The sequence below is a fragment of the Bradyrhizobium sp. SRS-191 genome, assembly GCF_024586915.1.
Taxonomy (GTDB): Bacteria; Pseudomonadota; Alphaproteobacteria; order Rhizobiales; family Xanthobacteraceae; genus Bradyrhizobium.
Genome location: NZ_JANBVS010000007.1, coordinates 118,580 through 144,971, shown reverse-complemented (window position 1 = coordinate 144,971; position 26,392 = coordinate 118,580). Strand labels below are relative to the sequence as shown.

General features: G+C 66.6%; 22 protein-coding genes. 11 read left to right on the top strand and 11 right to left on the bottom strand.

The genetic code is table 11. The features are described from left to right. Positions 1 to 154: 154 nt before the first annotated feature. Positions 155 to 1,885: a ubiquinone-dependent pyruvate dehydrogenase gene (poxB, locus tag NLR35_RS14950; protein WP_257167293.1), complete on the bottom strand. Its 1,731-nt coding sequence runs from the start codon at positions 1,883 to 1,885 to the stop codon at positions 155 to 157. Between the two features lie 861 nt (positions 1,886 to 2,746). After that, positions 2,747 to 3,406, bottom strand: coding sequence for a hypothetical protein (locus tag NLR35_RS14945; RefSeq protein ID WP_257167292.1), 660 nt, complete (start codon positions 3,404 to 3,406; stop codon positions 2,747 to 2,749). Positions 3,407 to 3,465: 59 nt separating this feature from the next. Here NLR35_RS14945 and NLR35_RS14940 point away from each other — a divergent pair, with 59 nt between their 5' ends. Then, the gene (locus NLR35_RS14940; protein WP_257167291.1) at positions 3,466 to 4,041 is read left to right on the top strand and encodes a hypothetical protein; all 576 of its coding nucleotides are present in this window, start codon (positions 3,466 to 3,468) and stop codon (positions 4,039 to 4,041) included. 65 nt (positions 4,042 to 4,106) lie between these two features. Then, positions 4,107 to 4,487, top strand: coding sequence for a hypothetical protein (locus NLR35_RS14935; protein ID WP_257167290.1), 381 nt, complete (start codon positions 4,107 to 4,109; stop codon positions 4,485 to 4,487). Here the strand turns inward: NLR35_RS14935 and NLR35_RS14930 are convergent. Further along, positions 4,464 to 4,838, bottom strand: a complete 375-nt coding sequence (locus tag NLR35_RS14930; RefSeq protein WP_257167289.1) for a hypothetical protein — start codon at positions 4,836 to 4,838, stop codon at positions 4,464 to 4,466. The genes NLR35_RS14935 and NLR35_RS14930 overlap by 24 nt on opposite strands. A 133-nt stretch (positions 4,839 to 4,971) precedes the next feature. After that, positions 4,972 to 5,700 (bottom strand): SDR family oxidoreductase, encoded by a 729-nt coding sequence (locus tag NLR35_RS14925; protein ID WP_257167288.1) that lies wholly within the window; start codon positions 5,698 to 5,700, stop codon positions 4,972 to 4,974. A 120-nt stretch (positions 5,701 to 5,820) separates the two neighbouring features. Between NLR35_RS14925 and NLR35_RS14920 the strand changes: the two genes are divergently transcribed. Next, positions 5,821 to 7,104: a hypothetical protein gene (locus NLR35_RS14920; protein ID WP_257167467.1), complete on the top strand. Its 1,284-nt coding sequence runs from the start codon at positions 5,821 to 5,823 to the stop codon at positions 7,102 to 7,104. Positions 7,105 to 7,169: 65 nt separating this feature from the next. Beyond that, positions 7,170 to 8,789, top strand: coding sequence for an ABC transporter substrate-binding protein (locus NLR35_RS14915; RefSeq protein WP_257167287.1), 1,620 nt, complete (start codon positions 7,170 to 7,172; stop codon positions 8,787 to 8,789). Positions 8,790 to 9,057: 268 nt separating this feature from the next. On the opposite strand, the gene NLR35_RS14910 is transcribed toward NLR35_RS14915, so the two are convergent. Together NLR35_RS14910 and NLR35_RS14905 are read right to left on the bottom strand one after the other, a co-directional pair. Continuing rightward, entirely contained in the window at positions 9,058 to 10,071 is a 1,014-nt protein-coding gene (locus NLR35_RS14910; protein WP_257167286.1) for a magnesium and cobalt transport protein CorA, read from the bottom strand. 62 nt (positions 10,072 to 10,133) lie between these two features. Then, the gene (locus tag NLR35_RS14905; protein WP_257167285.1) at positions 10,134 to 11,738 is read right to left on the bottom strand and encodes a hybrid sensor histidine kinase/response regulator; all 1,605 of its coding nucleotides are present in this window, start codon (positions 11,736 to 11,738) and stop codon (positions 10,134 to 10,136) included. 290 nt (positions 11,739 to 12,028) lie between these two features. Here NLR35_RS14905 and NLR35_RS14900 point away from each other — a divergent pair, with 290 nt between their 5' ends. Further along, entirely contained in the window at positions 12,029 to 12,733 is a 705-nt protein-coding gene (locus NLR35_RS14900; RefSeq protein WP_257167284.1) for an SDR family oxidoreductase, read from the top strand. 319 nt (positions 12,734 to 13,052) lie between these two features. Here NLR35_RS14900 and NLR35_RS14895 read toward each other — a convergent pair whose 3' ends face one another. Together NLR35_RS14895 and NLR35_RS14890 are read right to left on the bottom strand one after the other, a co-directional pair. After that, positions 13,053 to 14,492, bottom strand: a complete 1,440-nt coding sequence (locus NLR35_RS14895) for a glutamine synthetase family protein (protein WP_257167283.1) — start codon at positions 14,490 to 14,492, stop codon at positions 13,053 to 13,055. A gap of 291 nt (positions 14,493 to 14,783) precedes the next feature. Continuing rightward, on the bottom strand, positions 14,784 to 16,142 hold the full coding sequence (locus tag NLR35_RS14890) for an aromatic ring-hydroxylating dioxygenase subunit alpha (RefSeq protein WP_257167282.1): 1,359 nt from the start codon (positions 16,140 to 16,142) through the stop codon (positions 14,784 to 14,786). 210 nt (positions 16,143 to 16,352) lie between these two features. Between NLR35_RS14890 and NLR35_RS14885 the strand changes: the two genes are divergently transcribed. Further along, the gene (locus NLR35_RS14885) at positions 16,353 to 17,153 is read left to right on the top strand and encodes an IclR family transcriptional regulator C-terminal domain-containing protein (protein WP_257167281.1); all 801 of its coding nucleotides are present in this window, start codon (positions 16,353 to 16,355) and stop codon (positions 17,151 to 17,153) included. Between the two features lie 618 nt (positions 17,154 to 17,771). Here the strand turns inward: NLR35_RS14885 and NLR35_RS14880 are convergent. Then, entirely contained in the window at positions 17,772 to 18,071 is a 300-nt protein-coding gene (locus tag NLR35_RS14880; RefSeq protein WP_257167280.1) for a hypothetical protein, read from the bottom strand. Positions 18,072 to 18,155: 84 nt separating this feature from the next. Between NLR35_RS14880 and NLR35_RS14875 the strand changes: the two genes are divergently transcribed. Further along, entirely contained in the window at positions 18,156 to 18,857 is a 702-nt protein-coding gene (locus tag NLR35_RS14875; protein ID WP_257167279.1) for an alpha/beta fold hydrolase, read from the top strand. 1 nt (position 18,858) lies between these two features. Next, entirely contained in the window at positions 18,859 to 19,200 is a 342-nt protein-coding gene (locus NLR35_RS14870) for a zinc-ribbon domain-containing protein (RefSeq protein WP_257167278.1), read from the top strand. 270 nt (positions 19,201 to 19,470) lie between these two features. On the opposite strand, the gene NLR35_RS14865 is transcribed toward NLR35_RS14870, so the two are convergent. Then, positions 19,471 to 20,061, bottom strand: coding sequence for a TetR/AcrR family transcriptional regulator (locus NLR35_RS14865; protein ID WP_257167277.1), 591 nt, complete (start codon positions 20,059 to 20,061; stop codon positions 19,471 to 19,473). Positions 20,062 to 20,257: 196 nt separating this feature from the next. Between NLR35_RS14865 and NLR35_RS14860 the strand changes: the two genes are divergently transcribed. The 3 genes from NLR35_RS14860 to NLR35_RS14850 are packed head-to-tail and all read left to right on the top strand — an operon-like array spanning position 20,258 to position 24,061. After that, positions 20,258 to 20,752 (top strand): (2Fe-2S)-binding protein, encoded by a 495-nt coding sequence (locus NLR35_RS14860; RefSeq protein ID WP_257167275.1) that lies wholly within the window; start codon positions 20,258 to 20,260, stop codon positions 20,750 to 20,752. Then, positions 20,749 to 21,807, top strand: a complete 1,059-nt coding sequence (locus tag NLR35_RS14855; RefSeq protein WP_257167274.1) for a xanthine dehydrogenase family protein subunit M — start codon at positions 20,749 to 20,751, stop codon at positions 21,805 to 21,807. Before NLR35_RS14860 ends, NLR35_RS14855 begins: the two co-directional genes overlap by 4 nt. Beyond that, positions 21,797 to 24,061: a xanthine dehydrogenase family protein molybdopterin-binding subunit gene (locus tag NLR35_RS14850; protein WP_257167273.1), complete on the top strand. Its 2,265-nt coding sequence runs from the start codon at positions 21,797 to 21,799 to the stop codon at positions 24,059 to 24,061. Before NLR35_RS14855 ends, NLR35_RS14850 begins: the two co-directional genes overlap by 11 nt. A gap of 79 nt (positions 24,062 to 24,140) precedes the next feature. Here the strand turns inward: NLR35_RS14850 and NLR35_RS14845 are convergent, their stop codons facing one another. Beyond that, positions 24,141 to 26,129 (bottom strand): methyl-accepting chemotaxis protein, encoded by a 1,989-nt coding sequence (locus tag NLR35_RS14845; RefSeq protein ID WP_257167272.1) that lies wholly within the window; start codon positions 26,127 to 26,129, stop codon positions 24,141 to 24,143. Positions 26,130 to 26,392: the final 263 nt, after the last annotated feature.

The window sequence follows — 26,392 nt, the reverse complement described above, 5'->3', positions numbered from 1 at the left end:
CGTGACCGCTTGGTTCAGGCGCGGCGCTCCTTACCATGAGGGAGAGGCGTGAGATTGCAGCGTCACCGCGAACTCCCCCTCATCCTGAGGAGACCGCCGGAGGCAGTCGTCTCGAAGGATGTGCCGCGAGGACGATGCTCGCCACACCGCGATCTCACCGCGGCAACAGATTCTCCTTCGCCAGGTCGATCACCTCGTCGCCGCGGCCGCTCATCACGGCGCGGATCAGCCAGACGCTGAAGCCCTTGACCTGTTCGAGGCCGATGGTCGGCGGCATCGACAGCTCCTGCTTGGCGGTCACGACGTCGAGCACCGCGGGGCCATCATGCGCGAGCCAGTCGCTGACGGCGCCGGGCAGCTCGCCGGGGTCCTCGACGCGGCGGCCATGGATGCCCATCGCCTGCGCCATCGCGGCGAAGTCCGGATTCTCCAGATCGGTGCCATGCTCGACGAAGCCCGAGGCCTTCATCTCCAGCGCGACGAAGCCGAGCGTGCCGTTGTTGTAGATCACGACCTTCACCGGCAGCTTCATCTGCTTCAAGGTGATGAGGTCGCCCATCAGCATGGCGAAGCCGCCGTCGCCCGACAAAGAGATCACCTGCCGTCCGGCCTGCGCCGCCTGGATGCCGATCGCCTGCGACATGGCATTCGCCATCGAGCCGTGCACCAGCGAGCCGACCAGGCGCCGGCGGCCGTTCATGGCAATGTAGCGCGCGGCCCAGATCGTCGGCGTGCCGACGTCGAAGGTGAAGACCGCATCGCCCGCGGCCTGCTCGCTGATCAGCCGCGTCAGATATTGCGGATGGATCGGAAGACGGCCCGGCGTGCCGACGGCGAGATCGTCGAGGCCTTTGCGAGCGGCGGCGTAGCGCTTCAGATTGTCGTCGAGATGGCTGCGATCGGACTTCGCATCGAGCTTCGGCAGCAGCGCGCGGAGAGTCTCGCCGATATCACCGACCACGCCGACATCCAGCCGCGCGCGGCGGCCGAGCTGGCTCGGCCGGATGTCGACCTGCGCGATTTTGATGCCATCGGGAATGAACTGCTTGTACGGGAAATCCGTCCCCAACATCACCAGCGTGTCGCAGCTGTGCATCGCGTGATAGCCGGAGGAGAAGCCGATGAAGCCGGTCAAGCCGACATCGAACGGGTTGTCGTATTCGACGTGCTCCTTGCCGCCGAGCGCATGCACGATCGGGCTCTGCAAGGCCGCCGCGAGCTGCATCAGCTCCGCCTGGGCGCCGGCGCAGCCGCGGCCGCAGAACAGCGTCACGCGCTCCGCGCCATTGAGCAGCGCCGCGAGCGCATCGAGCTCCGGCTCGGCCGGGCGCACCACCGGCTTCGGCGGCAACAGACCGATCGACGGCGGCAGCACGCGCTTCGGCGCCGCCTTCAGCGCGATGTCGCCGGGGATGACGATGACGGCGACGCCGTGTTCGCCGACCGCGGCGCGGATCGCGTTGTCGAGCACGAACGGCATCTGCGTGGGATCGGAGATCAGCTCGCAATACACGCTGCATTCGCGGAACAGATTCTGCGGATGGGTCTCCTGGAAGTAGCCGCCGCCGATCTCGCTCGACGGGATGTGCGCGGCGATCGCCAGCACCGGCGTGCGGCTGCGCTGCGCGTCATAGAGACCATTGATGAGATGCAGGTTGCCGGGCCCGCAGGAGCCGGCGCACACGGCGAGCTCGCCCGTGATCTGCGATTCCCCTGACGCTGCGAACGCCGCGGCCTCCTCATGGCGGACATGCACCCAGTCGATCGTCTTGCGGACGCGCAGCGACTCCGTGAGGCCGTTGAGGCTGTCGCCGACGACGCCATAGATGCGCTTGACGCCGGCGATCTCGAGCGTCTCGACGATCTGGTCTGCCAGGGTGGCCATGATCTGATGAATCCTCTGGTCATGAGATGTGCGCCGAACGTAGCGGCCGAGGCTTGCGGTCTCGTTACCTTCACGGGCCGGGCCAGCCCAATCAAAAGCGCGCGCGGCGACCAGAGTTCCGGATAGCGACACGCGTCACAATGACGGGGGACTGACGGCGCACAACAGCACGTCCCGTGACAACGCATCCTCGCGGCGCAATTTGCGTCCGAGCTCTGCTGCAAGACCGCCCTCTTCGACATCGAAGGCGCAGGGAAGGCCGGGAGCCTGCCGCCCCCATGGCCCGCCTGCAGAAAAAGAATGCAGGCGGCAGTCACCACAGGTTCGGCTGGGACATCCCGGCCCTCCCTGCGCGATGGGCTTACGATTTATACGCGCTCTCCCTGGGGACCGGGCTTGTTTGCCCCCATCACCCGCGATGCGCGCGAGCACACCAGCAGGCTTGACCTCAGCATCGGGAGGCCAGGACCACGCGACTTCACCGTCCGCATCGAAGTTGTTCGTCCGCTCGCGAATGCGTAGCTGCAACTCCAATCCGGCCACCGCATCCCGCGCCCAACGCTCGTGACGACTCGCGAAGCGCCCCTCGTTGATGAGCACGGGACGGCCGAAAATGTGCAGGTGATTTGCCCGACGGTGCAAGCCAAAATGTTGCGGCAAACTGGCACGACGGGCAATTTCAGCAGAGCTGGGCTGCGGGGAGCGAAGGGCCTTATTGCTGGACCGTGTCGCTCTCGCCAGCTGCCGTTTCGTTACTCCGCAAGCTACGTTCTGACGATGCACAGCTGTTAAAGGCGATTACGATGACAGAGCACTTAACGGCGGCTCGTCACCGCATACGTTTAGTGTAACACCAGCATCCTAGCGCACCGCCTCCCGTTCGATGCTCCACGCCAGGAGGCCTGTCAGAACCGCGATCGACCATGCCGCCAAGGGATGCCAGAACGGAACGGCGAGCAGCGCGATCCAACTGAACGCAATGCTCGGGACTTGGGCATGACCGAGATAGAACGACCAGGTCTTTGCTCTGTCCGGGCATGATCCGCGCGGCGGCAACTCGATGCCGTCGGCGCTGTAGCTCAGCAAGGCATGGCTCACCGTGCAGATCAGGATCGCGCCCGAGGACGACATCCCGGCACTCGATGCCTTCGCACCGTACATGAAGCCCATTTCGAAGCCGCCGGGCCCATAGCGTTGCACGCGGGCGATCGGGTAGCTCACGACGAAGACGCGGCCGTCAGGCGCGGTGACCCGGTCTCCTCCGGGTGCATTGGGCAGCTCGACATGTTCGAGCATGGCCGGGGGGACCAAGCCGATCCACATCGGCTCGGCGAAGGCGAACATGCAGATAGCGCCGATGCAGATCGCAATTCTCTTGGGAGCGCTATTCGATGCAGCATGCCATTCGCGATAGATGCGCGTGCCGAAAATGGCACAGAAGACGACGAAGAAGATGGCAAGCACCATCGAAGACCCCACACGCTGCGCATGGCCTGTTCGAACGGAGACGCTCTTGGTCATCGTCGCGAACGAGAAACCATGCCAAGATAGGTTCAACCGCAGCATCTTGGAATACTCCGATGCCCCTGCTCGACCGCCTCCTGCCGAGCTATCAGTTCTCCGAGCGGCACGAGACGCGCGTGCGCTGTCCGCCTGGCGAATTGCTCGACCTCATTCAGGCGTGGGAGCCGCCACGTGACCGCTTCTCCGAGACCGCGATGGCTCTGCGGCAGATGCCGGCGCGGCTGATGCATGCGCTGGCGCCGTCGCGGCATGCGTCGCCACGGCCGTTCAGCCTGAAGAGTTTTGCGCCGCTCGGCCGCGACGGCGACCGGGCGATCGCGGGCGGGCTGATCGGGCAGTTCTGGCGCAACGATTTCGGGCTCGTGAGGATCGCCGGGCCGGACGCGTTCATCACCTTCAGCGCGCCGCGCACCCCGAAGCTCGTGCTCGGCTTCATGGCCGAGCCCGAGGGCGAGATCACGCGGCTCGTCACCGAGACGCGCGTGCATTGTCCCGACCGGGCGTCGTACCTGATGTTTCTGCCCTATTGGCTCGTGATCCGGCCGGTGAGCGGTCTCATCCGGCGGCGCATGCTCGGCGCCATCAGGCAGATTGCGGAGCAACGTGGGTCCAGGCGCGGCCGGAAAACGTGATCTGCGTGGGGATTGTTGACTCCGATGTTTCGATCGTGGACCGTACCGGCATCGGGAGCGATGAGATGGTGAGCCCGGAGCTGGCAGCGCGATGGACGATGGTGAGGGCCCTGCTCGGCCGAGCTCAGGCGACGCTCCCGTCGCCTCCGCTCCGGCATGTGCAGGCCTGCGCCAAGCTGTACGAGGACTTTGCGGAGTATCTCGAGCATAACGAGCTCGAGCTGGCGCTCGACACGCTGATGGAGCTCGGCCATCTCACCTCGCCCGGCGGCGGCTTCTGGCGGGACCTGGAGCGCGCGGCGGAGGTCATGGGCCTGAACAATCGGGTAGTGGCGCCGCGTGAGGCGTTCCGTACCGCGCCAGGTCCGGAGAAGGCCGACGCGGATCAGGACAAGGCGTTCGACGCCGACGAGGCAGGTGCCTCACGTGAGAGCCAGAACGAGTAGAGATATCCCTGCCCAGTCGATGACGGCGCAAGCCAAGACCACCGTGCTCCAGACGACGACGCGATTCAGCCGCCGAATACAGGCCAACATCGCGATGAGCACGAGATTGAGCGGTGAAAACACGAGAACGAAGTAGAGCGGCAAGAACGGATAGCGGGCAACGCTGATCGATGCCCCCGCAAGCGTAAGCACCAAGGTCGACAATCCGCTCACGATGGCGAGCGCCAGGATCCATCTGGATGGTCCTTGATCGAGGCGGAGAAAGTACGTGGGAACGACGCAGCCGATCACAATGGCGACCGAGAGATTGTTCACGGTGGGAATAGCTGCGAAGACTTGATCAGCGTCCAAGCCTGCCCTCCAGCGACCGTCATATTTTGCGGATGAATGCCCCTGAGACACCGCCTGATGGCGCCGGCGGCTCGCACGGTTGTCCGCCGCTGCGCATGTCGGGACGGCTCATGTCGGCGACGGACTCGGCGGCCTACAAATCAAAATTCGTCGGCAGCATCACGACGTCGCGGATGGTCATGCCGCGCGGGCGCGTCAGTATGAACAGGATCACATTGGCGACCTCCGACGGCTCCAGCAGGCTGCCGGCCTCGCGCGCTTCCTTCAGCTTCTCGGCCGGCCAGTCGGCGATCAGCGCAGTCACCACCGGGCCCGGCGAGATCGCGCCGATGCGGATGCCGTGCTTGAAGACCTGGCGGCGCGTGGTCTGGACGAAGCAGTCGATCGCCCATTTCGAGGAGGCGTAGACCGGCTCCCAGGGCGTCGGGTAATGCGCGGCCAGCGAGCTGGTGACGATGATGTCGCCGGAGCCGCGCTCGATCATGTGGGGAAGCACGTCGCGGACGTTCTTCATGACGACGTTGATGTTGAGGTTCAGCATGCGGTCGATCGCGTCTGTCCTGGCGTCGACGAGGTCGCCGCCGAGATAGCTGCCGGCGTTGGCGTGGAAAATGTCGAGCCGGCCGGCCGCGTCGAGGACGCGCGGCAGCAGGGTGGCGCAGTCCGTCGCATCGAGCAGGTCGATGACCACGGGGATCACCACCTCGCCGTGACGCTCGCGCAGGCGTCCCAGGGCCACCGCGTCGCGATCGATCATCACGACGCGCGCGCCGGCCGCCAGCATCGCCTCGCTGCTGGCGAGCCCGATGCCGGACGCCGCGCCGGTGACGGCCGCCACCTTGCCTTCGAGTTCGCTGGTCATCGCATCCTCCTTGGTCTCCCTACCCTAGCGCACTTCGCAGGCGCGTACCGCTCCTCAGATTTGGACCCAACATGCCATCGGCGCGTTTGCCTACGACCCGCATCGATGACGAGCCCGGTGATGGAGACGATCGACGCCTATTTCGCCCGCAAGCAACAGGAGCTCAAGCTCCTGAACGGCTGCCTGCGGCGGCCGCACGCGCTGCCGGTGCCCCGCACGGTCGGAGAGGTCGTCAGGCAGAAGTTTCAGCTCACCGCCGCGTTGAAGGCCGAGCACGCGCTGAACGACTGGACCGCGACCGAGACGGCCTGGGCCGACGCAGACAATCACCGCGCCGGTCCGTTCGCGTTCGCCTACGACTATCAGCGCGCCGATCTCGACGTCCGCGGGCCCTCGTTCTATGCGGTCGGCGAGGAGATCAGCGACACCCTCTATACGATCTCCGGCATGGCGGCGATCGCCGCGCTGCTGCTCGCCGTACGGCCGGTGCTCGGCGAGGCCGAGCTCACGATGCTGCCGGGCTCCTATGGCGAAACCCAGGAGCTGATCGCGGCGCATGCGCGGCATCTGCACCCGGTGACGCCGTCGCGCGATCTCGCCGACGCGCTCGCACGGCGCTCATCCCAGCCGCGGCTGCTGCTGCTCGATTCCAGCGCGACGGCGGCGCGCTTCGAAGCCGTCCTGCGCTGTGCGCGTCCAGCCATCGATCTCGTGATCTTCGACACGACCTGCTTTGCGAGCGGCTCGGGCCGCATCCGCCGCGTGCTCGCCTGGGCGCGTCGCTCCGGCGTGCCGGTCGTGATGCTGCGCAGCCACACCAAACTCGATTCGCTCGGGGCGGAATATGGCCGGCTCGGCTCGGTCGCCTTCATGGATTGGACGGCCACGCGCACGGCCCGCCGCGTTGCGCTTGCCGCCTTGCCGGAGGAGACGCGCAACGCGGTCAGGCTGCTCGGCGGCGCGGCACTGCCGGCGCATTTCCCGCCTTACGTGGGCGCGCCGGGCTATCGCGAACTCACGGCGCGGCGCATCGCTGCGATCCTGCGCAACAGCCGTCGCGCGCGGCGGCGGTTTGCCACGACGCTGCGCGGCCTCACCGCCGAACTGGACTTCGCGCATGGTCTCTATGTCACGCTGGCGAGCCGCACGCCGCTCGATGAAGCGACGGCGCGGCAGGCCGCGGCCGCGATGAGCGACGACCTCAGGCGCGCCGGACTGCCGATCCGTCACGCCGGCAGCTTCGGCTTCGACTTCGCCGCGACCGAATGGTTTCACGACGCCACCACCGACCGCTACAGCGTCCGCGTGGCGGTGCCCGATCTGCCCACCGCGATGTGGGATGAGCTGGCCGACGCGATCGCCGGCTGGTGGTGCGCACATCAGGGACGATCCGCCGCGGCGTGACCGTTATGCCATGGCACGCGCCTTGCCTCCTCGACTGCAACCGTATCGCACCGCAGGGGGGCCCGATGAGCAGCTCGCATTTCGATTTGACACGCCGCCACGTCGTGCTCGGTGGCCTTGGCGCCGCCGGCCTCCATGCGCTCGGCCCGCGCGTCGCGCTGGCGCAAGGCCGGGCCGAGACGCTGCTGGTGGTGCAGGAGCTCGGGCCGAACTCGCTCGACATGCAGGGGGTCGGCTCGAACCAGACCGTGAACGGGCTCGCCTGGAACTGCTACGACCGGCTGCTCAGCTATGCGGCGAAGACGCTGCCGGATGGCACCGCATCCTACGATCGCGCGACCTTGGCGCCGGAGCTCGCGGAAAGCTGGGAGGTCGCCGCCGACGGGATGTCCTGCACCTTCAAGCTGCGCAAGGATGCGACCTTCCACGACGGCACGCCGGTGACCGCGAAGGACGTGAAGTGGTCGTTCGATCGCGCGGTCTCGGTCGGCGGCTTCCCGACCTTCCAGATGTCGGCGGGCTCGCTGGAGAAGCCGGAGCAGTTCGTCGTGGTCGACGACCACACCTTCCGCATCGACTACCTCCGCAAGGACAAGATGCTGCTGTTCAACGTCGCGGTCGTGGTGCCCTTCGTCATCAATTCGGAGCTCGCCAGGAAGAACGCGACCGCCGAGGATCCGTGGGCGCTGACCTGGCTGAAGGCCAACGAGGCCGGCAGCGGCGCCTACAAGGTGGAGAGCTGGAAGCCCGGGACCGAGACGATCCTGAGCCGATTCGACAATTGGAAGTGCGGGCCGCTGCCCAGGATCAAGCGCGTGATCGCGCGCGACATCCCCTCGGCCGGCACGCGGCGCGCGATGCTCGAGCGCGGCGATGCCGATCTCTCCAGCGGCTTCGCGCCGCGCGACTTCGATCAGTTGATCAAGGAGGGCAAGGTCAAGGTCACGGGCGTGCCGATCCCGAACGCGCTGTGGTATGTCGCGCTGAATACGGCGAAGCCGCCGTTCGACAATGTGAAGCTGCGCCAGGCGATCGCCTGGGCGATGCCCTATGAGCAGATCCAGTCGAGCGCATTCTTCGGCCGCGCCGTGCCGATGTATGGCGGCGGGCCTGAGGTGAGCAAGCCGGTGTGGCCGCAGCCGTTCCCCTATGTCACCGATCTCGACAAGGCGAAGGCGCTGATGAAGGAGGCCGGATTGGAGGGACTCGAGACGACGTTGTCGCTCGACGCGGGCACGGCGACCGTCGGCGAGCCCACCGCGATCCTGATCCAGGAGAACCTCGCCAAGATCGGGATCAAGGCGGCGATCGAGAAGATTCCGGGCGCCAATTGGCGGACGACCTTGAACAAGAAGGAGCTGCCGATGGCGCTGAACCGGTTCTCCGGCTGGCTCGATTATCCCGAATACTACTTCTATTGGAATTTCCACGGCCGCAATTCGATCTTCAACATCTCGTCCTATCAGAGCAAGGAGATGGATGGCCTGATCGAGAAGGCACGGTTCACGACCGATGCGGCAGAGTACGAGGCCACGGTGAAGGATTTCATTGCGCTGTGCATGCGCGAGGTACCGGTGGTGCCGCTGAACCAGCCGATCCACGACGTGGCGATGCAGAAGGTGGTGAGCGGCTACGAGTTCTGGTTTCATCGGGAGCCGGACTACCGACAGTTCGCGAAGGGGTAGTTTCTTGCTGATCTGCAGCTTCCGATAACGATCGCATCTCTTGCCACGGCGGCGGTGTACCCTCTCCCCTTGTGGGAGAGGGTGGCATGATCGAGCGAAGCTCGGGCATGCCGGGTGAGGGGTCTCTCTCCGCGAATGCCCGTACCGATGGAGACCCCTCACCCGCCTTCGATGCTTCGCATCGAAGCCCCCCTCTCCCACAAGGGGAGAGGGTGCACCGGCTTTGTCGCCACAGGCGAACTTACTCATCGCGCATCGCTGACTGACCTCACAGCCACCCGCGCCGCCGGAACTGCCAGTACAGCACGCTGCACACCACTGCTATGAAGCCGAGCACCGCGTAGTAGCCGTATTGCCATTTCAGCTCCGGCATGTGCTCGAAGTTCATGCCGTAGATTCCCGCCACCGCCGTGGGCACCGCAAGGATGGCCGCCCACGCCGCCAGCCGGCGGGCGATGTCGGTCTGCTGCGCCTGGCCGGCCATCATGCTGGCCTCGAACACAAAGGCGAGAATCTCGCGCAAGGAATCTGCATCCTCCTCGGCGCGCTTGGCGTGATCGAGCACGTCGCGGAATAGCGGCGCCATCTCGGCGTCGATCGCGACATTGTCGACATGCTCCAGCCGCTTGCAGACGTCGACCACGGGGCCGACGGCGCGGCGCAACCGCAAGAGATCCCGCCTGAGACGATAGAGCCGGTCGACCTCGTGCCGCGCCAGCGGACGCTGCAGCACGACCTCCTCCAGGGTCTCGACCTCCGCCATGATGCTCTCGGTCACCGGGCGGTAGTTGTCGACGATGAAATCGAGGATCGCATAGAGGATGTAGTCCTCGCCCTTGGCCAGCGAGCCCGGACAGCTCTCGCAGCGCTCGCGCACCGCGCCATAGGAGGTCGAGGCGCCGTGACGCACCGAGACGACGAAGCCCGGGCCGACGAAGATGTGGGTCTCGCCGAAGACGATGTGCTCCTTGACCAGCTGCGCGGTCCGCGCGACGACGAACAGCGCGTCGCCATAGCGCTCCACCTTCGGCTGCTGATGCGCCTTGGAGGCGTCCTCGATCGCGAGCTCATGCAGGTTGAACTGATCGGCGATCCGCTGCAGCAGCGCCGCATCCGGCTCATGCAGCCCGATCCACACGACATGGCCCGGCCGCCGGCTCCACTCGCCGGCGTCCTCGATGGCGATGTCGGCGACGCGATGGCCATTGGCGTAGACGCCGGCCGCGACCACGCCTGCCTCGCGAGGCACATTGGCTGCCGGCTGAATCGTGACGTGGCGCATGCCTGGTTCTCCGCTCGCAAGACCGACTTTCGACGCGAGGACTCGCTGGGTCAAGCGGCGCATCAGGTCACGCCCGTCGGGCCATCGAGCAGTTGCCGGACGCGGCGGACCAGATCGGTGCGGCGGTAGGGCTTATTGATGATCTCGAACTCGCCGATATTGGCGTCGGCGCGCTCGACCGCGGCATCGGAATAGCCTGTCGTCAGCAGCACCTTCAGCTTCGGCTGCCGCTTGCGCGCCTCGCGCGCCAGCACCGTGCCGTTCATGCCGCCGGGCATGACCAGATCGGTGAACATGAGATCGAAGCGGATCTCGGAGTCCAGCAATTCCAGCGCGGCGTTCGCGTTGGCGGCCACTTCGGTACGATAGCCGAAATCCTCCAGGATCGAGCGCGCGAGCTCGGCGACCTCGGCGCGGTCCTCGACGATGAGGATGCGCTCGCTGCCGGTGCGGTCCATCACCATCTGCGGCCGCACCGACGGCGTGGCGATCTCCTGCTCGGTGGCCGGAAACAGCAGTTGCACGGTCGTGCCGAGCCCGAGCTCGCTGTAGATGTAGGTGCTGCCGCCGGACTGCCGCGTGAAGCCATAGACCATCGCGAGCCCCAGGCCGGTGCCCTTGCCCTCCTCCTTGGTGGTGAAGAACGGCTCGGCGACGCGGGCGAGGATGTGGTGCGGGATGCCGACGCCGTCGTCCGAGACTTTCAGCGCCACGTAACGCCCGCCCTTGGGCACGCCGAACTGCACGATGTCCTCGTCCGCGATCTCCTTGTTCTCGGTGCGGATGGTCAGCGTGCCGCCATGCGGCATGGCATCGCGCGCGTTGACGAACAGATTGAGCAGCGCGACCTCCGCCTGGGTCTGGTCGACGCGGCTGTTCCAAAGCCCCGGCTGCGGCTTGACAACGATGCGCACGCTCTCGCCGAGCGTATGCCGCGCCATCTGCACCATGGTCTCGATCATGTTGTTGAGGTTGATCGGCCGGCTGTCGAGCCGCTGCTTGCGCGCGAACGACAGCAATTGCTGCGTCAGGGTCGCGGCGCGGTTGGCTGCGGAGCGGATGTTGTCGACGGCGCGGCGATGCCGGGGGGCGAGCTCGCTGACGGCGCCCTGCAAGGTCTCGGTGTAGCCGATGATCACCTGCAGGATGTTGTTGAAGTCGTGCGCGATGCCGCCGGTGAGCTGGCCGATCGCCTCCATCTTCTGCGACTGCACCAGCGCACTTTCGGCGTCGCGCCGGCGCGAGACGTCGAGCTGCGAGCCGAAGAAATAGACGAGCTCGCCGTCGCGGTTGTAGACGGGGCTGATGAACAGCGCATTCCAGAACGCCGCGCCGTTCTTGCGGTAGTTCAGGATCTCGACCGCGATGTCCTGGCGGCTGGCGATCGCGGTGCGCACCGCGTCGATGGTGTCGCGGTCGGTGTCCGGGCCCTGCAGGAAGCGGCAATTGGAGCCGACGATCTCGGGCAGCGTGTAGCCGGTCATCTCCAGGAAGGCGCGATTGGCGAACAGGATCGGATTGTCGTTCCGGCGCGGATCGGTGACGATCATCGGCATCCGCGTGGTCTCGACCGCGGCGAAGAAGATGTCGTGCCGGTCCGACGACAGGTCGGACGCGTCGCCGCTGTCGACGACCGCCCGATCGCGCTGCGGCTTGTGCTCTGACATCTTTCCGTGCTCCGCCTTCGGTCCAGTGACGCGCAGGATTGCGCGGGCGCCACGTGTTCCGATGCAGCGCACATCGATATGCCGCTCGACCGGCTCGGGTTCCCGCAGGCGGGGTTGTGTGAAACCGGCCGGCGGCTCGCTCACGAAAATGCGACGAGCCGCCGCGGGAACTATCGGGGCGAGCAGCGAGATCCCCCGCGCCGCGCGGTCCACGGCTGCATCACGCCCTCGACGCCACAGGAGCAACCGCGCTACATCCTCGCGTCGGTCATCAGGGCAGGATCATCACTATGGCAACGCAAAAGGTCGCATTGGTCACCGCGGGCGGCAGCGGCATGGGCGCGGCAGCCGCGCGCCGTCTCGCCGCGGATGGTTTCCAAATTGCGATCCTGTCGTCCTCAGGCAAGGGCGAAGCGCTGGCAGCCGAACTCGGCGGCCTCGGCGTCACCGGCTCGAACAAGTCGAACGACGATCTCAGGCGCCTCGTCGATGGCGCGATGAGCCGGTGGGGTCGCATCGACGTGCTGGTCAACAGCGCCGGCCACGGCCCGCGCGCGCCGATCCTGGAGCTGACCGACGAGCAGTGGCACACGGGACTGGACACCTATCTGCTGAACGTAATTCGCCCGGCGCGCCTGGCCACGCCGATCATGCAGGCGCAGAAGGGTGGCGCGATCATCAACATCTCGACCGCCTGGACGTTCGAGCCGTCGGCGATGTTTCCGACCTCGGCCGTGTTCCGCGCCGGGCTGGCGTCGTTCACCAAGATCTTCACCGACACCTATGCGGCCGATAACGTCAGAATGAACAACGTGCTGCCGGGCTGGATCGACAGCCTGCCGGCGACCGAGGAGCGCCGCAGCACCGTGCCGATGGGCCGCTACGGCAAGGCCGAGGAGATCGCCGCCACCATCGCGTTCCTCGCTTCCGACGGCGCGGCCTACATCACCGGCCAGAACATCCGCGTCGACGGCGGCCTGACGCGGAGCGTGTGAGGGCACCGTCATGTCCTAACGACCGCCGCTCTCGTTTCAGCGCTGCCCCCTCTCCGTGAACATGCTGCTCATGTCCAATGTGAGCTCCGGCTTCGGAACTCACTCCTCATGGTGAGGAGGCGCGCAGCGCCGTCTCGAACCATGAGGCCACAGCACGGGCCTCGCCCTTCGAGACGCCGGCCTGCGGCCGGCTCCTCAGGGTGAGGGGTCAAGGTTTTGCAAGACGGACGAGAGAATGAGGGCGAGAGAATGAGATCGAGGCGAGCTTTCACCTAGCCCCGCGAAAGCGGGTGTGTTGCTTTCGGCAACAGCGCCGCCGTCAGAACATCTCGAAATATTCGCGCTGCTCCCAATCGGAGACCTCCTGCTGGAAGCGCTCGATCTCGGCGTTCTTGATGAAGGTGTAGTAGTCGATGAAGGTCGCGCCGAACGCGTTGCGGAAGAACGCGTCGTCCTTCAGCGCATCGACGGCCTCGCGCAGCGATTTCGGCAGCAGGCTCGCCTGGGTCTCGTAGGGCACGTCGGCCGAGGGACCTGGATCGAGCTTGCGGTCGATGCCGTCGAGACCGGCTGCGATCTGCGAGGCCATGTAGAGATAGGGATTGGCGGCGGGCTCGCCGATGCGGTTCTCCAGCCGCGTGGCGCGATCGCCGGGGCCGCCGAGCACGCGGATCATGACGCCGCGGTTGTCGCGGCCCCAGATCGCACGATCCGGCGCCAGCGAGTAGGCGCGGTAGCGCCGGTAGCCGTTGATGGTCGGCGTGGAGAACACCGCGGCTTCGCGGGCATGCGCGAGCAGGCCGGCCATGTAGGCGCGGCCGAGCGCCGACAAACCGTCGGCCTCCGAGGTCATGAAGGCGTTGCTGCCGTCGCGCGCGACCAGCGACTGATGCAGATGCCAGCCTGACGACATCACGTTGGGAATCCGCGGCCGGCACATGAAGGTGGCGTGATAGCCGTGGCGCTGCGCGATCTGCTTCACGGCGCTGCGGAACAGCACCATGGTGTCGGCGGGCTCCATCCCGATGCCGGGCTGCAGCACGAACTCGCATTGGCTCGGGCCGTATTCCAGCTCGATCGAGCGCAATGGGAGTCCGAGCGCGGTGAGATTGGCCCTGATGATCTCGAGCGCCGGCTCCATCTGATCGAAGCGCTGCTCGGTGAGATATTGATAGCCCTGGGTGAGCAGGCTGACCGCCGGCGGCACGCCGGGCTGGCCGGGGGAGCCGGCATCGGCCGGCGCGAGACGCGGGTCCTCGACCTTGAAGATATGGCACTCGACCTCGAGGCCGGCCTTGAACTGATAGCCGCGCTGATCGAGCGTCGCGAGCGCGGACCGCAGGAGATTGCGCGTGGCGAACGGAACCTGCGCGCCATTCGCGAAATACAGATCACACAGCACCCATCCGGTGCCGGGCGCCCAGGGCAGCACGCGGAACGTCGTGGGATCGGCGACCATCAGCGCATCGCTGCCGCCCTGCATCTCGGCCATGCCGAAGCCGCCGCCGGTGGTGAACACCGGAAACACGGTGCGATGCGAGGTGTCCTTGGCGAGCAGCGTCGTTGTGATCGAGCAGCCGTCCTCGAGCGAGGCCAGCGCCGCATCGACGGTCAGCGCCTTGCCGCGCAGGATGCCGTGCTGGTCGGGGAATGAGAAGCGGATGGTATTGAGGCCGTGCTCCTCGGCGAGACGGCGCATGCGCACCGCGGCTTCGGCTTGTTCAGAGGTCCACAGCTGATGCCTGGCGACGAAACTCAACGATAGCTCCTGATGAGGATGGCTGATTGCGCGATCGAGTCCGCAGCGGTGCGGCGGGCTCGGTCCCCGCCTCTCCCCGCATGCGGGGGCGTGACGAGCTTCGTTCGCACTGAGAGGTCGGATTGCATCGTCAGATGCAATCCGGGTGAGGGGGGCTCTCCGCACGGTCGGTGCGCGTGGCTGCCCCTTACCCTAGCCCTCTCCCCGTGAAGAACGGGGAGAGGGAGCGCACCGCGTTTGTCGTGCGCTCTTCTCTCACGATCGCCGATCGACATCCCAATCACGCCACCCTTACTCCGCGGCGCTCAGATGCGGCGCCAGCCGCACGATATCCGCGGGCACCGGCGCCGCCCAGGGGGCGTTGCGGCGGCGGCGGACGTCGACTTCCATCCAATAGGTTTCCCAGCCGCGTGTCGGGCCGATGCCGTCCATCGTCGCCGGGCCCTGCACGCTGCGTGCGGCGGCCGCGTCGAGATGCAGCATCGGCGGCTCGCCGCGCGCGACGGTCTCGATCTGCTCGCGCAGCAGACGGCGATACTGGATGATGGCCTTGTCGGACTGGCCGAGATGCTCGCGGGTGCGATCCTGGATGCGGCCCATCGACTCCACCGCCCACTGGTCGTGGACGTTGATGTCGTTGCCCATGCCCGTGTAGGTCTCGGTCGCCTGCTCCCGCGGATCGAAGCCGTAGTCGTTGCTCTTGTTCTTGCGCGAGCGGTAGTCCGGCAGCTCATAGAGTTCGAGCCGCTGCGCGCGCATCTTGGCACGGTCGACCGGCGCGCCGTAGCTGGTGAAGATCGCGTACCAGTAGCAGGTCTCGTCATCGACCGGCACGTGCCACTGCGTGATCGTCATTTCCGTGCTCATCGGGATGACGAAGGCGTGCGGGAACAGCTGATTGGTGACGCGCACATGGGTGCGCTCGCCATCGATCTCGCGCAGCGCGATGATGCGCAGGCCGTATTCGGTGCGCTCGACATTGATGATCGGGCGATCATATTCGCGCAGCACCTTGGTCATCGGCAGTTCGCTGTCGGCGGAGGCGCCGCGGAACTGCTTGCCATAGGCGGTCGAGGTGTCCTCGTCCTCGAAGAAGCGGTGCAGGAACGAGGCGTGCGCCGGATCGATGCCGACCTCCAGCGCCTGAAGCCAGTTGCATTCGATCAGTCCCTTGAAGGCGAACGTGTAGGTGTCGGGCGCGGTGAAGCAGTCGAGATCCGGAAATGCCGGCGGCGCGCCGTCGCCGAGCCACGCCCAGAGGATGCCGCCCTTCTCGACCACCGGGTAGGACCGCTGCTTGACGTTCTTGCACAGCGGCGAGCCGGCCGGCTCGGCCGGGGTTTCCAGGCACTGCCCGTCGACGTCGAACAGCCAGCCATGGAACGAGCAGCGCAGGCCGCCGTGTTCCAGACGCCCGAAGGCGAGGTCCGCACCGCGGTGCGGACAATCGCGGTCTAGTAGACCATAGCGGCCCTGTGCATCCTTGAAGAGAACAAATTGCTGGCCCAGCAATTTCACCGCGCGCACCGGCCGCTCGCCCGCGAGTTCGTCCACGAGGGCAGCCGGCTGCCAATACATCCTCATCAGTTTACCGGCAGGGGCGTCAGGTCCGATGCGCGTGATCAGGTCGTTCTGCTCCTTGCTCATCATGATGGCCGTTTCTCCTGTTCCGTCGCAGATCGGGCGTTGACGTCACGCGATCATCTAACAATGTTCGCTAGCCGAACACATGTTCGCCAAGATTAGATTCGCTTTAAGTGGGGAGAAGCGCAAGTGAAAAAGCTACAACCGAAGCCGAAGGGCGCGCGGAAGGCAGCTTCACTGCGGCCGAAAACAACAACAGCGGATCGTGTCAGGCCGATGCCAAAACTAAAGCGGACTGATGAGGAGAAGAAGCAGGCGCGTGGCGACGGGCCTGAGTTCGTCGAAGCGCTCGATCGTGGACTGCGGGTGATACAAGCCTTCAGCCGCGAGGGCCGGCCGATGACATTGAGCAAGGCCGCCGAACTCACAGGTCTCGCTCGTGCAACGGTGCGACGCATCCTGCTGACCCTCAAGGCGTCAGGCTTGGTCCATGGCGACGATCGGCTGTTCTCGCTGACGCCGCGCGTGCTGCTGCTGGCATCCAGCTATCTCGCATCGAACCAGATCAACACCGTGATACAGCCGTTGCTGGACATCGCGGCCACCGAGGCGCACGAGGTCTGCTCGCTCGCCGTTCTCGACGGCGAGCAGGTCGTGTTCATCGCGCGGGCGACGCCGACGCGGATGTTCTCCGCCGGGCTCGAAATCGGCTATCGGCTGCCGGCCTTCTGCACCTCGGTCGGGCGCGTGCTGCTCAGCCGGATGCCCGACGATCAGCTGCGCCAGGCCATCGAGCGGATGACGCTCGCACCGATGACGCCGCAGACGATCACCGACAAGGAGGCGCTGATCGAAGCGATTTCAACCGTCCGCGGCGACGGCTATTCGCTGGTCGACGGCGAAGCCGAGCAGGGCTTCCGCTCGATCTCGGTGCCGATCCGCCGCTACGACGGCGGCATCATCGCCGCAGCCAACATCGGCGGGCACGTCGACCGGATCACGGTCGACGAGATGAAAGAGCGCTTTCTGCCGCTGCTGAAGCAGCTCGCTGCCACGGCTCAGCCGCTGCTGGTCTGACCTTTCGAACATCCGCGAGCATCGGGGGCGCTGCCTGCACCGGCAGCGCCCCCGATGCTGCGTCAGGGTCGGCTCACGACCGGCGGCTTTGCCGCGGCGCCCAGAGAGCCGCGTGCCGCCACGGCCGCCGCTCGCGCGCCAGACCATCACACCATCTCGCAGCAGCGTGCACGGCTGCAGCCGATGCATCCATGCTCCAACGGTTGCAACGAACCTTCAGCAACCGCTGGAGCGCGACGAGCGCCAGTGCTTGGCGCGCCGATTGCAGGCGCTCGTGCATCGACGTGAAGTTACGTTGCGTTCGAACTAATCGTTATAGTCGCAGCCGTGCCTGGCGGCGTATCGCCCGCCAATTACGTGATTTTATCGTGACCTCGGGCGCGCTTGCCACGATTGAAAATGCCTCCTGGTATCATCACGCTCCTGACGGCGGTGACGGGGTCCGGATCGGAAGTAGTTAGATCGGGCACAAGAAGGCGTATTGCGGACGCTGCCACTGGTTTGCCGCGAATGATCGCGCGACCGCTTTCGCGCCGACGGCCGAGACGATGTCGCGACCTCGCACTCCCGATTCATGCGTCTTCGTTTGATCGGTCCGCCAGCGTCATCGCGTCGAGGTCAGGGGTCGAGATGGACGAGGGTATAGACGTATGACTTCGCACCCCTGCGGCTCACCCAATCACCCTCCGGCGGCACTGCGCCCTGATCCTGCGGCAGCACGTTCCAGGGCCGGCCCATGCAGGATTGCGACGGCTCGTCCCAGGCGACCCAGCCCCACTCCGGCTTCCAAGTGACCCAATAATCCCCATCGGCCCGCTTGAAGCCGATGCTGCCGTCCGGGCGGACCATCCGGGCAAAGCTGTAGACGAGATCGTCGCTCTGGCGGCGCAACTCGAAGCGAAGGACTTCGTTGGACATCAGCGGCATCTCGCGCGTAAATGGCATGTCGGGCGAGCGACACCCGATTTCAACGAGCGTAACGCCGTTCCAGGGGGATAAGCCATGACTGATGCGCTGCCGCTCGTGCTGGTGCCCGGCCTGATCTCGTCGCCCCGCATCTATGCGCCGGTCATCCCGGCGCTGTGGCGGCTCGCGCCCATCATAGTGGCGAACCACATCCGCGATGACAGCATGGCCGCGATCGCGCGCCGCATCCTGGCCGAGGCGCCGCCGCGCTTCGCGCTCGCGGGCCACTCGATGGGCGGCTACATCGCCTTCGAGATCATGCGCCAAGCGCCGGAGCGCGTGGGACGGCTGGCGCTGATCAACACCCAGGCGCGGCCGGACACGCCGGAGGCGAGCGCGCGCCGCCGCACCATGATCACGCGCGCGAAGGACGGCGACTATCACACCGTGGTCGACGAGCTGTTCGCGGGTTTCGTCCACCCGTCGCGTCAAGCCGATCCGCGGCTGCGCCAGCTCGTGCACGACATGGCCGAGGAAGTCGGCGTCATCGGCTTCATCCGTCAGCTCACCGCCATCATGGCCCGCCCGGACTCACGCCCGACACTGACCGCGATCCGCTGCCCGACGCTGGTGCTGACCGGCGACACCGACAACACCATTCCCAACAGCCTGTCGAAGGAGATGGCCGACGGCATCGACGGCAGCTGGCTGGTGGTGCTGGAGAATTGCGGCCACCTGCCCCAGCCCGAGCAGCCGGAGGAGACGACGCAGGCGCTGATGGAGTGGCTGAGGGGGTGAGATGGCGATCACAGCCTATTGCTGGCGTTGCGGCATCGAAGTGCCCATGCTCGACGAAGAGGAATGGGCCGAGATCGAGCCTCTCCTTCGGAAACGGTTAGACGACATAAAAGAGTATCGGCGGGCGAATGAATGCAATCTCGAGCCAGCCGCTGCCGCGGTCGACAGCAAAGGCGGGGCACTGCAGCGCTATCGCGAACTGACCGGCTTCGATGAGACGAACGCCCTTGCGATCTGGCACCATCGACGAAGCGATTTCGGTCCGCCATGCACGTCGTGTGGAAAGCCGCTGAGAACACCGCGCGCGAAATTCTGCGCAGCCTGCGGGACACCGGTCGTTTAGCATCACTGACGCCGTCATTCCGGGGCATTCGCGGCACGCGAATGAGCCCGGAATCCATACTCACGGGCGACCGTTGAGAAGCGAGAACGCCGTGTGCGGGCAGCCCGAACCGAAGCGGATGTCGTGGTTATGGATTCCGGGCTAGCGCTTCGCGCGCCCCGGAATGACGAGGGAGAGAGCAACCGGATCGACAGAGCATCGCCGGGACGAGAGAGCTGTGAAACAGTGCTCCCGACAAGCCACTCAGCCCACGCGCCGCACGTAGCAAGTTCACTCCCGCCCCTTCCCCACCCGCAACCCATCCACGAACACATCCAGCAGCCGCAGCACGCTCTGCTGCCAACCGGCCTGGTCGTGCATGTAGCACATGCCGATCAGCGCGCGCAGGACGTCGTCGGCGCTGATGTCGCCGCGGATCTCGCCGGCGTCGACGGCGCGGGTGAGCAGCGCGCCGATCGAGCGGGTGAGATGGGCGTGCGAGAAGGCGGCGAGCTCGGAGTTGGCCGTCATGACGATCGCGAGCGCGGCCATCATGCCCTTCTTGGTGGCGACGAACTGCACCGTCGAACGCAGCCAGCGCCGGAGCGCCTCGACCGGCGAGGGCTCGCTCTTCAGCTCTTCGGCCAGCTCGGCGAGCTGCTCGACCTCTCTCCGATACACCGCCTCGAACAGGTCCTCGCGGGTGGGGAAATGACGATACAGCGTGCCGATGCCGACGCCGGCCTGACGCGCCACCGCCTCCAGGCTCGCCTCGGCGCCGCCGACGCTGAACACGGCTTTGGCCGCCTCGAGCACGCGCTCCCGGTTGCGTTGCGCGTCGGCGCGCGGCTTGCGGTGGTGCTCTTGTGGTTTCGTCTCCATCTCACCAGCTCTTGATGACGGACCGTTCATGTCCACTTGCTAAACGGAGGATCCCTCCGTATAAATAGACCTGCCACCCGGGACAGCCAACCTTCCCATGCTGTCGTCCCGCGGTCGCTGGATCTGGACGGATCATTGCCCGTAAGGCGATGCCCGCTGCGATCCGATTAGGCCATCGCTTCGATCGGAACAACGCATGAATTGGACTGTCAGACTCACCGTCAACGGTGAGCCGCACACGCTTGCGCTCGACGACCCCCGGGTCACCCTGCTCGACCTCCTGCGCGAGCGCCTTCACCTCTCCGGCACCAAGAAGGGCTGCGACCGCGGCCAGTGCGGCGCCTGCACCGTCCTTGTCGACGGGCGCCGCATCAACTCCTGCCTGACGCTCGCGCTCAGCCTCGACGGCGCCGCCATCACCACCATCGAAGGCCTCGCCCAGGGTGATCAGCTGCATCCCGTGCAGGAGGCGTTCATCGCCCACGACGCCCTGCAATGCGGTTTCTGCACGCCGGGCCAGATCATGAGCGCGGTCGGTCTCCTCAACGAGGGCCAGGCCGGCGATGATCCCGAGCGTGTGCGCGAGGGCATGAGCGGCAACCTGTGCCGCTGCAGCGCCTATGTCGGCATCGTCGAGGCCGTGCTGGACGCGCAGGCGACGCTCGCCGGCGAGAAGGAGCGCGCGGCATGAACCGGTTCGATTATGTGAAGCCCGCGACGGTTGCCGAAGCGATCGCGGCGGCCGGCGCACCCGGCGCGGCGTATCTCGCTTCGGGCACCAACCTGCTCGACCTGATGAAGGGCAATGTTGTGAGACCGGAGCGGCTGGTCGACATCACGCAGATCAAGGAGCTCACGCGGATCGAGACGCTGGACAATGGCGATGTCAGGATCGGCGCGCTGGTACGCAATGCGGACCTGGCTTACGACGCATCTTTCGCCCGCGACTTCCCTGCGGTGGCGGAAGCGCTGCTGTCAGGAGCCTCGGCCCAGCTGCGCAATGCGGCGACCGTCGGCGGCAATCTGCTGCAGCGGACGCGCTGCGCCTATTTCTACGACACCGCCTCCGCGTGCAACAAGCGCGCGCCCGGGTCGGGTTGCGATGCCCGCGACGGCGAGAACAGCCAGCACGCCGTGCTCGGCTGGAGCGACGCCTGCATCGCCACCAACCCGTCCGACTTCTGCGTTCCGTTGGCGGCGTTTGATGCGGTCGTCGAGATCGAAGGCAGCTCGAGCCGCCGCGAGGTCGCGCTGGAGGCGTTGCATCTGTTGCCCGGCAGCACGCCCGAGCGTGAGGGCGTGCTCAATCCCGGCGAGTTGATCGTTGCGGTCCGGCTGCCCGCGGCCGCACGAGGTTTCGCCAGGCACGCGCGCTATCTCAAAGTCCGCGAGCGCAACTCCTACGCCTTTGCCGTGGTCTCCGCTGCGGCCGGCCTCGTGATCGAGAACGGCAGCATCAAGCAGGCGCGTCTCGCGCTCGGCGGCGTCGCCGCCAAGCCGTGGCGTGCGCATGACGCCGAAGCGCTCCTCGCCGGACAGTCCGCCGAGCCGGAGGTGTTCGAACACGCGGCCGACGCGGCGCTGCGCGAGGCAAAGCCGTCCGGCGACAACGCCTACAAGATCCCGCTCGCACGGCAGCTGATCGTGCGCGCGCTTGCCGCCGCAGCGCAAGGCACGCCGTCGCGCATGCCGGCGCTGCCGGCCTCTCCCTTCTCCGCCGTTCCAGGAGCGCTTCATGACGCCTGAGCTCAATCTCTCCCGCGATCCCGCCCATCTCCGCCATGGCTCGAACATCGGTCAGCCGTTGTCGCGCGTCGATGGTCTCGCCAAGGTCACGGGCCGCGCGACCTACGCGGCCGACAACAATCCGCCCGGCCTGCTTTATGCGGTGCTGGCTGTCTCCAGCGTCGCACGTGGCCGCGTCGCCGCGCTCGACGTTGCGGCGGCCAAGGCGCATCCCGGCGTGGTCGAGGTCATGACGCAGGCCAACCGGCCGCCGCTGCATTCCGATCCCGACGGCAAGCCCAATCCGTTCTCGTTCCGCTTCGAGGCGCTGCAGAACGATCGCGTGCGCTACGCCAACCAGCCGATCGCCGTCGTCATCGCCGAGTCGCTGGAAGCCGCGACCGAAGGCGCCGCCCTGCTGGCGCCGCGCTACGAGGCTGAGCCGGCGCGCATCGGTCTGGATGCTGACGCTGCCTATGTGCCGCCGGTCGTTGGCATGGGTATGCCGGCCGAACAGCGCCATGGCGATGTCGAGGCGGCGTTCGCCGCCAGCGAGAAGCAGATCACGGCGATCTACGAGACCCCGCCGCACTACCACAATGCGATGGAGCCGCATGCGATCGTCGCGGAATGGCAGGGCGACAGGCTCGTCATCGACACCCCGACGCAGGGGCTCGTGATGATGCGCGCGCGCCTCGCCGAATTGTTCGGGATCGCGCCGGACAACATCCTGATCCGCAGCCCCTTTCTTGGCGGCGGCTTCGGCGGCAAGGGCCTCATGGCGGGACCGCAGGTGCTCGGCATTCTCGCCGCCAAGATGGTCGGCCGTCCGGTGAAGCTCGTGGCCCGCCGCGAGCAGCTCTACGGTCCGTTCGGCCATCGCTCGCCGACTAAACAGACCTTGCGCCTCGGCGCCAGCGCCGCGGGGCAGCTCGCGGGGATCCATCACCATGCGCGGATCGCGACCTCGAGCTTCGAGGATTTCTACGAAGCGGCAGCCCATGTGACGCACACGCTCTACGCCGCCCCCGCGATCGCGACGACCTATGACGCCGTCCGCATGGACACCGGCACGCCGCTGTTCGTGCGCGCCCCCGGCCTCGCGCCGGGATCGATTGCGCTGGAGAGCGCCGTCGACGAGATGGCGGAGGCCTGCGGCCTCGATCCCCTCGCCTTCCGCGTCAAGAACTACGCTGAGGTCGAGCCTTCCACCGGCAAGCCGTTCTCCTCCAAGGCGCTGCGCGAGTGCTACACGCAGGGCGCGGAGCGCTTCGGCTGGTGGGAGCGGCCGCTGAAGGCCCGCACGATGCGCGACAAGGACGGCTTCCTGGTCGGCTGGGGCATGGGCACCGCGACGTTCCACGCGCTGATGTTCGCAGGCCAGGCGCGGGCCGTGATCCGGCGCGACGGCAGCGGCGTGGTCGAGAGCGGTGCGCATGACATGGGCCAGGGCGCGTGGACCGCATTGGCGCAGGTCGCGGCGGATTCGCTTGCGCTGGAGCTTGATCAGGTGACGTTCAAGGCCGGCACCTCGGACCTGCCCGACGCCGGCATCGCCGGCGGCTCGGCGCACACCGCGACCGTCGGCACCGCGATCCACAACGCCGGTGCAGCCGTCATCGCCAGGCTCGCCGAGCTCGCGACATCAGACCAGCGCTCGCCGCTGTTCGGCGCCGGCAATGCCGGGGTGATCGCCCGCAACGGCCGCCTCATCCGGCGCGACGACGAGGGCCGCGGCGAGAGCTATGCGGACATTCTCGCGCGCGCCGGCCTCGACGAGGTCGACGGCTCCGGTTCAGGCGTGCCTGATCCGGCCGCCAACGAGCAGTACGCGATGCATTCGCATGGCGCCGTCTTCGCCGAGGTGAAGGTCGATCCCGATCTCGGCCAGGTCCGCGTGACCCGCATGGTCGGCGCCTTCGCGGCGGGCCGGATCATCAATCCGAAGCTGGTGAAGAGCCAGCTCGTCGGCGGCATGATCTGGGGCATCTCGCTGGCACTGCACGAGGAGGCTGTCACCGACCGCCGCAGCGGGCGGATCATGAACGCCAATCTCGGCGAGTATCATGTGCCGGTGAATGCCGATGTCCCCGCGATCGAGGCGTTCACGGTCGCGGAGCACGATCCGTTCGTCAATCCGCTGGGGATCAAGGGCGTCGGCGAGATCGGCATCACCGGCTCGGCCGGCGCGGTGGCCAACGCCGTGGCGCACGCGACGGGTGTCCGCATCAGGCGCTTCCCGGTGCGGATCAGCGACCTCGTTCGCCGGGCGTGACGGACACGAGCCCGCCAAAGAGACAAGCCTCCGCCTGCTCAGGCGGAGGCTTTTTCTTTTGATCAGCGCCGCAAACGGCTCAGGCCGCCTCGCGCGTGAAGGCCGACCTGAACCAGGTGACGAAGGACTCGCGCGCGGCGCCCAGATCGAACTCGACCCGCAACGCGTCGCGGTCACGGCCGCGAACCAGATAGGGCACATCGTGGTCGAAGCCTGCGAACTGCAGAACGCCGCGATCGCCGATCCCCGGCTCGGGCTCGAAGCGGAACCAGGCGCCACCCTCGGAGATGTCCACCAGATCGGCCTTCACCATCCCCTTGGTGTTGTCGATGACCTTGATCGGCAAGCTGGATTTGAATCGCGGCGCGTGCCGGCGGTCGGCCTCGGCCGTCGTCGTCCTGACCACCTTCACCAGGGTCGTGCGCAGCGACGTCAGGCTGGAGGCGACGTCGCCGATCGCGCTGCGAACCTCCGCGGCGCGATCATTGACCATCCCGGCATCCTTGCCGACATTGCCGATCTTGGACGAGACATCGCGCGCGGCGCTCGCGGAGGAGTGGACCGAACGGCTGATCTCCTGCGTCGCCGCGTGCTGCTCCTCCATCGCCGCGGCAATCGAGGCCGCCACCTCGTCGATCTCGGAAATCTGGCTGCCGATGCCTTCGACGACGTCGATGGTCGCCTGCGTGGTGGCCTGCACCTCGCCGATCAGGCGCGAGATCTCCTCCGTCGACTTGGCGGTCTGATCCGACAGCGACTTGACCTCGGCGGCGACCACGGCGAAGCCGCGACCGGCCTCGCCGGCGCGCGCCGCTTCGATCGTGGCGTTGAGCGCGAGCAGGTTGGTCTGCCCGGCGATGCCGCCGATCAGGTTCGACACCTCGGCGATCTTGTCGACCGCCTGGGTCAGCGACAGCATCGTGGTCTTGGCTTTTTCGCGCCCTCCGACGGCCGATTTGGTCAGGGTGCTCGCCCGGGCGACCTGGCTGGAGATCTCGCGGATCGCCGAGCTCAACTGCTCGGCCGCCGACGAGACGGTCTGGGCATTTGCGAGCGACTGCTCCGAAGCCGCCGCGACGGACTGGGCATCGGCAGAGAGCTCGTGCGCGAGGTTGGACAGACCGCTGGCCACCGCTTCGACCTGGCGCGAGGCGCTGGCCGCGGCCTCGACCGACGTGCCGGTCTCGCGCTCGATGACGTCGGCCATGTTCAGCATGGCCCGCTTCTTCGCCTGCTCGGCCGCGGTGCGGTCGCGGTCCTGCTTGTCCCGCAGGCTGTTGTTCTCGATCGCATTGGTCTTGAAGACGTCGAGCGCGCGCGCCATCGCGCCGATCTCGTCGCCGCGATCGGCATAGGGAATCTCCGTGGCGAGCTGGCCCTCGGCAATCCGCCGCATCAGACCGGTCATGCGCGACAGCGGCCGCACGACGCCGATGACGAGGCCCGTCATTCCCGCAACGACCAGCGCCAGCACGATACAAGCCACGGTCCAGACCACGACCGAGATGCGGCTGTCCTGATCCGCGGCCGTACCCTCCATGTCCGAGTTCAACTTGTTCGCCTTCTCGACCAGCGTATCGATGAGAGCGCGGTGCGCAGCATAGGCGTCGCTGAGCCGGGCATAGGCGGCGCCGGCCTTGGTCATGTCGCCGGCGCTGAGCGCTGGGATCAGCTCGCCTTCGGCTGCCCGCCAGAACTTGCCGACCTCGGCATCGGACCGTTCGACCAGCAGCGACTTCAGCTCAGGCTCGAGTGGCGAAGTGGTCCAGAACGCCTTGCGGTCTTCGTAGTCCTTCCTGAGCTGCGTGAGCTTCTTGGCATGCGTGTCCAGATTCTTGGGCTCACGCAACGCCAGCGTCGCCTCGAGATAGGCCTCGAGCACATATTCCGGCGGCGGCAGGATGTCGGCCACGAGGTCGTTGCCGAGCTTGATCTTGCTGTAGAGCGGTCCGCCGACCTTGAGCTCACGAAGCGCATAGGCGCTGGTCAGGACGACGGCGCCGAAGCCGAGCGCGAGCACGAGGCCGAAGACTGCAATGAGCGCGGAAATGGAAAGACGCATCTTCATGTCGGACGACATTCCTCGTGAGGACCGAGACGGCTGGGGGCCGGGGTGCGCCACATCCACGCTGAGGATCGATGGGCGCCGGCTTAGCTGCTCCGGCCTGAGCGGTTAATGCGATCAGCATGCACAACCCTTTTTCAACGAACGTAAATTTCCGTATCCGTAGAACTGCGGCCATGCCCTTGCCGCATGAGCCGGCGCCCCCTGGACGGAGCGACGCAGCCGGTGGCGGCGGCCGATGCGGCCTGCGGTGGGCTCGGCGGCGA

What these genes read in the sequence shown, in the direction of transcription:
- NLR35_RS14870 (WP_257167278.1), top strand. Translation starts at nt 18,859, where the DNA reads ATGGCGATCACAGCCTATTGCTGGCGTTGCGGCATCGAAGTGCCCATG.
- NLR35_RS14885 (WP_257167281.1), top strand. Translation starts at nt 16,353, where the DNA reads ATGCCAAAACTAAAGCGGACTGATGAGGAGAAGAAGCAGGCGCGTGGC.
- NLR35_RS14940 (WP_257167291.1), top strand. Translation starts at nt 3,466, where the DNA reads ATGCCCCTGCTCGACCGCCTCCTGCCGAGCTATCAGTTCTCCGAGCGG.
- NLR35_RS14935 (WP_257167290.1), top strand. Translation starts at nt 4,107, where the DNA reads ATGGTGAGCCCGGAGCTGGCAGCGCGATGGACGATGGTGAGGGCCCTG.
- NLR35_RS14850 (WP_257167273.1), top strand. Translation starts at nt 21,797, where the DNA reads ATGACGCCTGAGCTCAATCTCTCCCGCGATCCCGCCCATCTCCGCCAT.
- NLR35_RS14860 (WP_257167275.1), top strand. Translation starts at nt 20,258, where the DNA reads ATGAATTGGACTGTCAGACTCACCGTCAACGGTGAGCCGCACACGCTT.
- NLR35_RS14910 (WP_257167286.1), bottom strand. Translation starts at nt 10,071, where the DNA reads ATGCGCCACGTCACGATTCAGCCGGCAGCCAATGTGCCTCGCGAGGCA.
- NLR35_RS14900 (WP_257167284.1), top strand. Translation starts at nt 12,029, where the DNA reads ATGGCAACGCAAAAGGTCGCATTGGTCACCGCGGGCGGCAGCGGCATG.
- NLR35_RS14845 (WP_257167272.1), bottom strand. Translation starts at nt 26,129, where the DNA reads ATGAAGATGCGTCTTTCCATTTCCGCGCTCATTGCAGTCTTCGGCCTC.
- NLR35_RS14925 (WP_257167288.1), bottom strand. Translation starts at nt 5,700, where the DNA reads ATGACCAGCGAACTCGAAGGCAAGGTGGCGGCCGTCACCGGCGCGGCG.
- NLR35_RS14945 (WP_257167292.1), bottom strand. Translation starts at nt 3,406, where the DNA reads ATGACCAAGAGCGTCTCCGTTCGAACAGGCCATGCGCAGCGTGTGGGG.
- NLR35_RS14880 (WP_257167280.1), bottom strand. Translation starts at nt 18,071, where the DNA reads ATGTCCAACGAAGTCCTTCGCTTCGAGTTGCGCCGCCAGAGCGACGAT.
- poxB (WP_257167293.1), bottom strand. Translation starts at nt 1,885, where the DNA reads ATGGCCACCCTGGCAGACCAGATCGTCGAGACGCTCGAGATCGCCGGC.
- NLR35_RS14905 (WP_257167285.1), bottom strand. Translation starts at nt 11,738, where the DNA reads ATGTCAGAGCACAAGCCGCAGCGCGATCGGGCGGTCGTCGACAGCGGC.
- NLR35_RS14920 (WP_257167467.1), top strand. Translation starts at nt 5,821, where the DNA reads ATGGAGACGATCGACGCCTATTTCGCCCGCAAGCAACAGGAGCTCAAG.
- NLR35_RS14855 (WP_257167274.1), top strand. Translation starts at nt 20,749, where the DNA reads ATGAACCGGTTCGATTATGTGAAGCCCGCGACGGTTGCCGAAGCGATC.
- NLR35_RS14915 (WP_257167287.1), top strand. Translation starts at nt 7,170, where the DNA reads ATGAGCAGCTCGCATTTCGATTTGACACGCCGCCACGTCGTGCTCGGT.
- NLR35_RS14890 (WP_257167282.1), bottom strand. Translation starts at nt 16,142, where the DNA reads ATGATGAGCAAGGAGCAGAACGACCTGATCACGCGCATCGGACCTGAC.
- NLR35_RS14865 (WP_257167277.1), bottom strand. Translation starts at nt 20,061, where the DNA reads ATGGAGACGAAACCACAAGAGCACCACCGCAAGCCGCGCGCCGACGCG.
- NLR35_RS14875 (WP_257167279.1), top strand. Translation starts at nt 18,156, where the DNA reads ATGACTGATGCGCTGCCGCTCGTGCTGGTGCCCGGCCTGATCTCGTCG.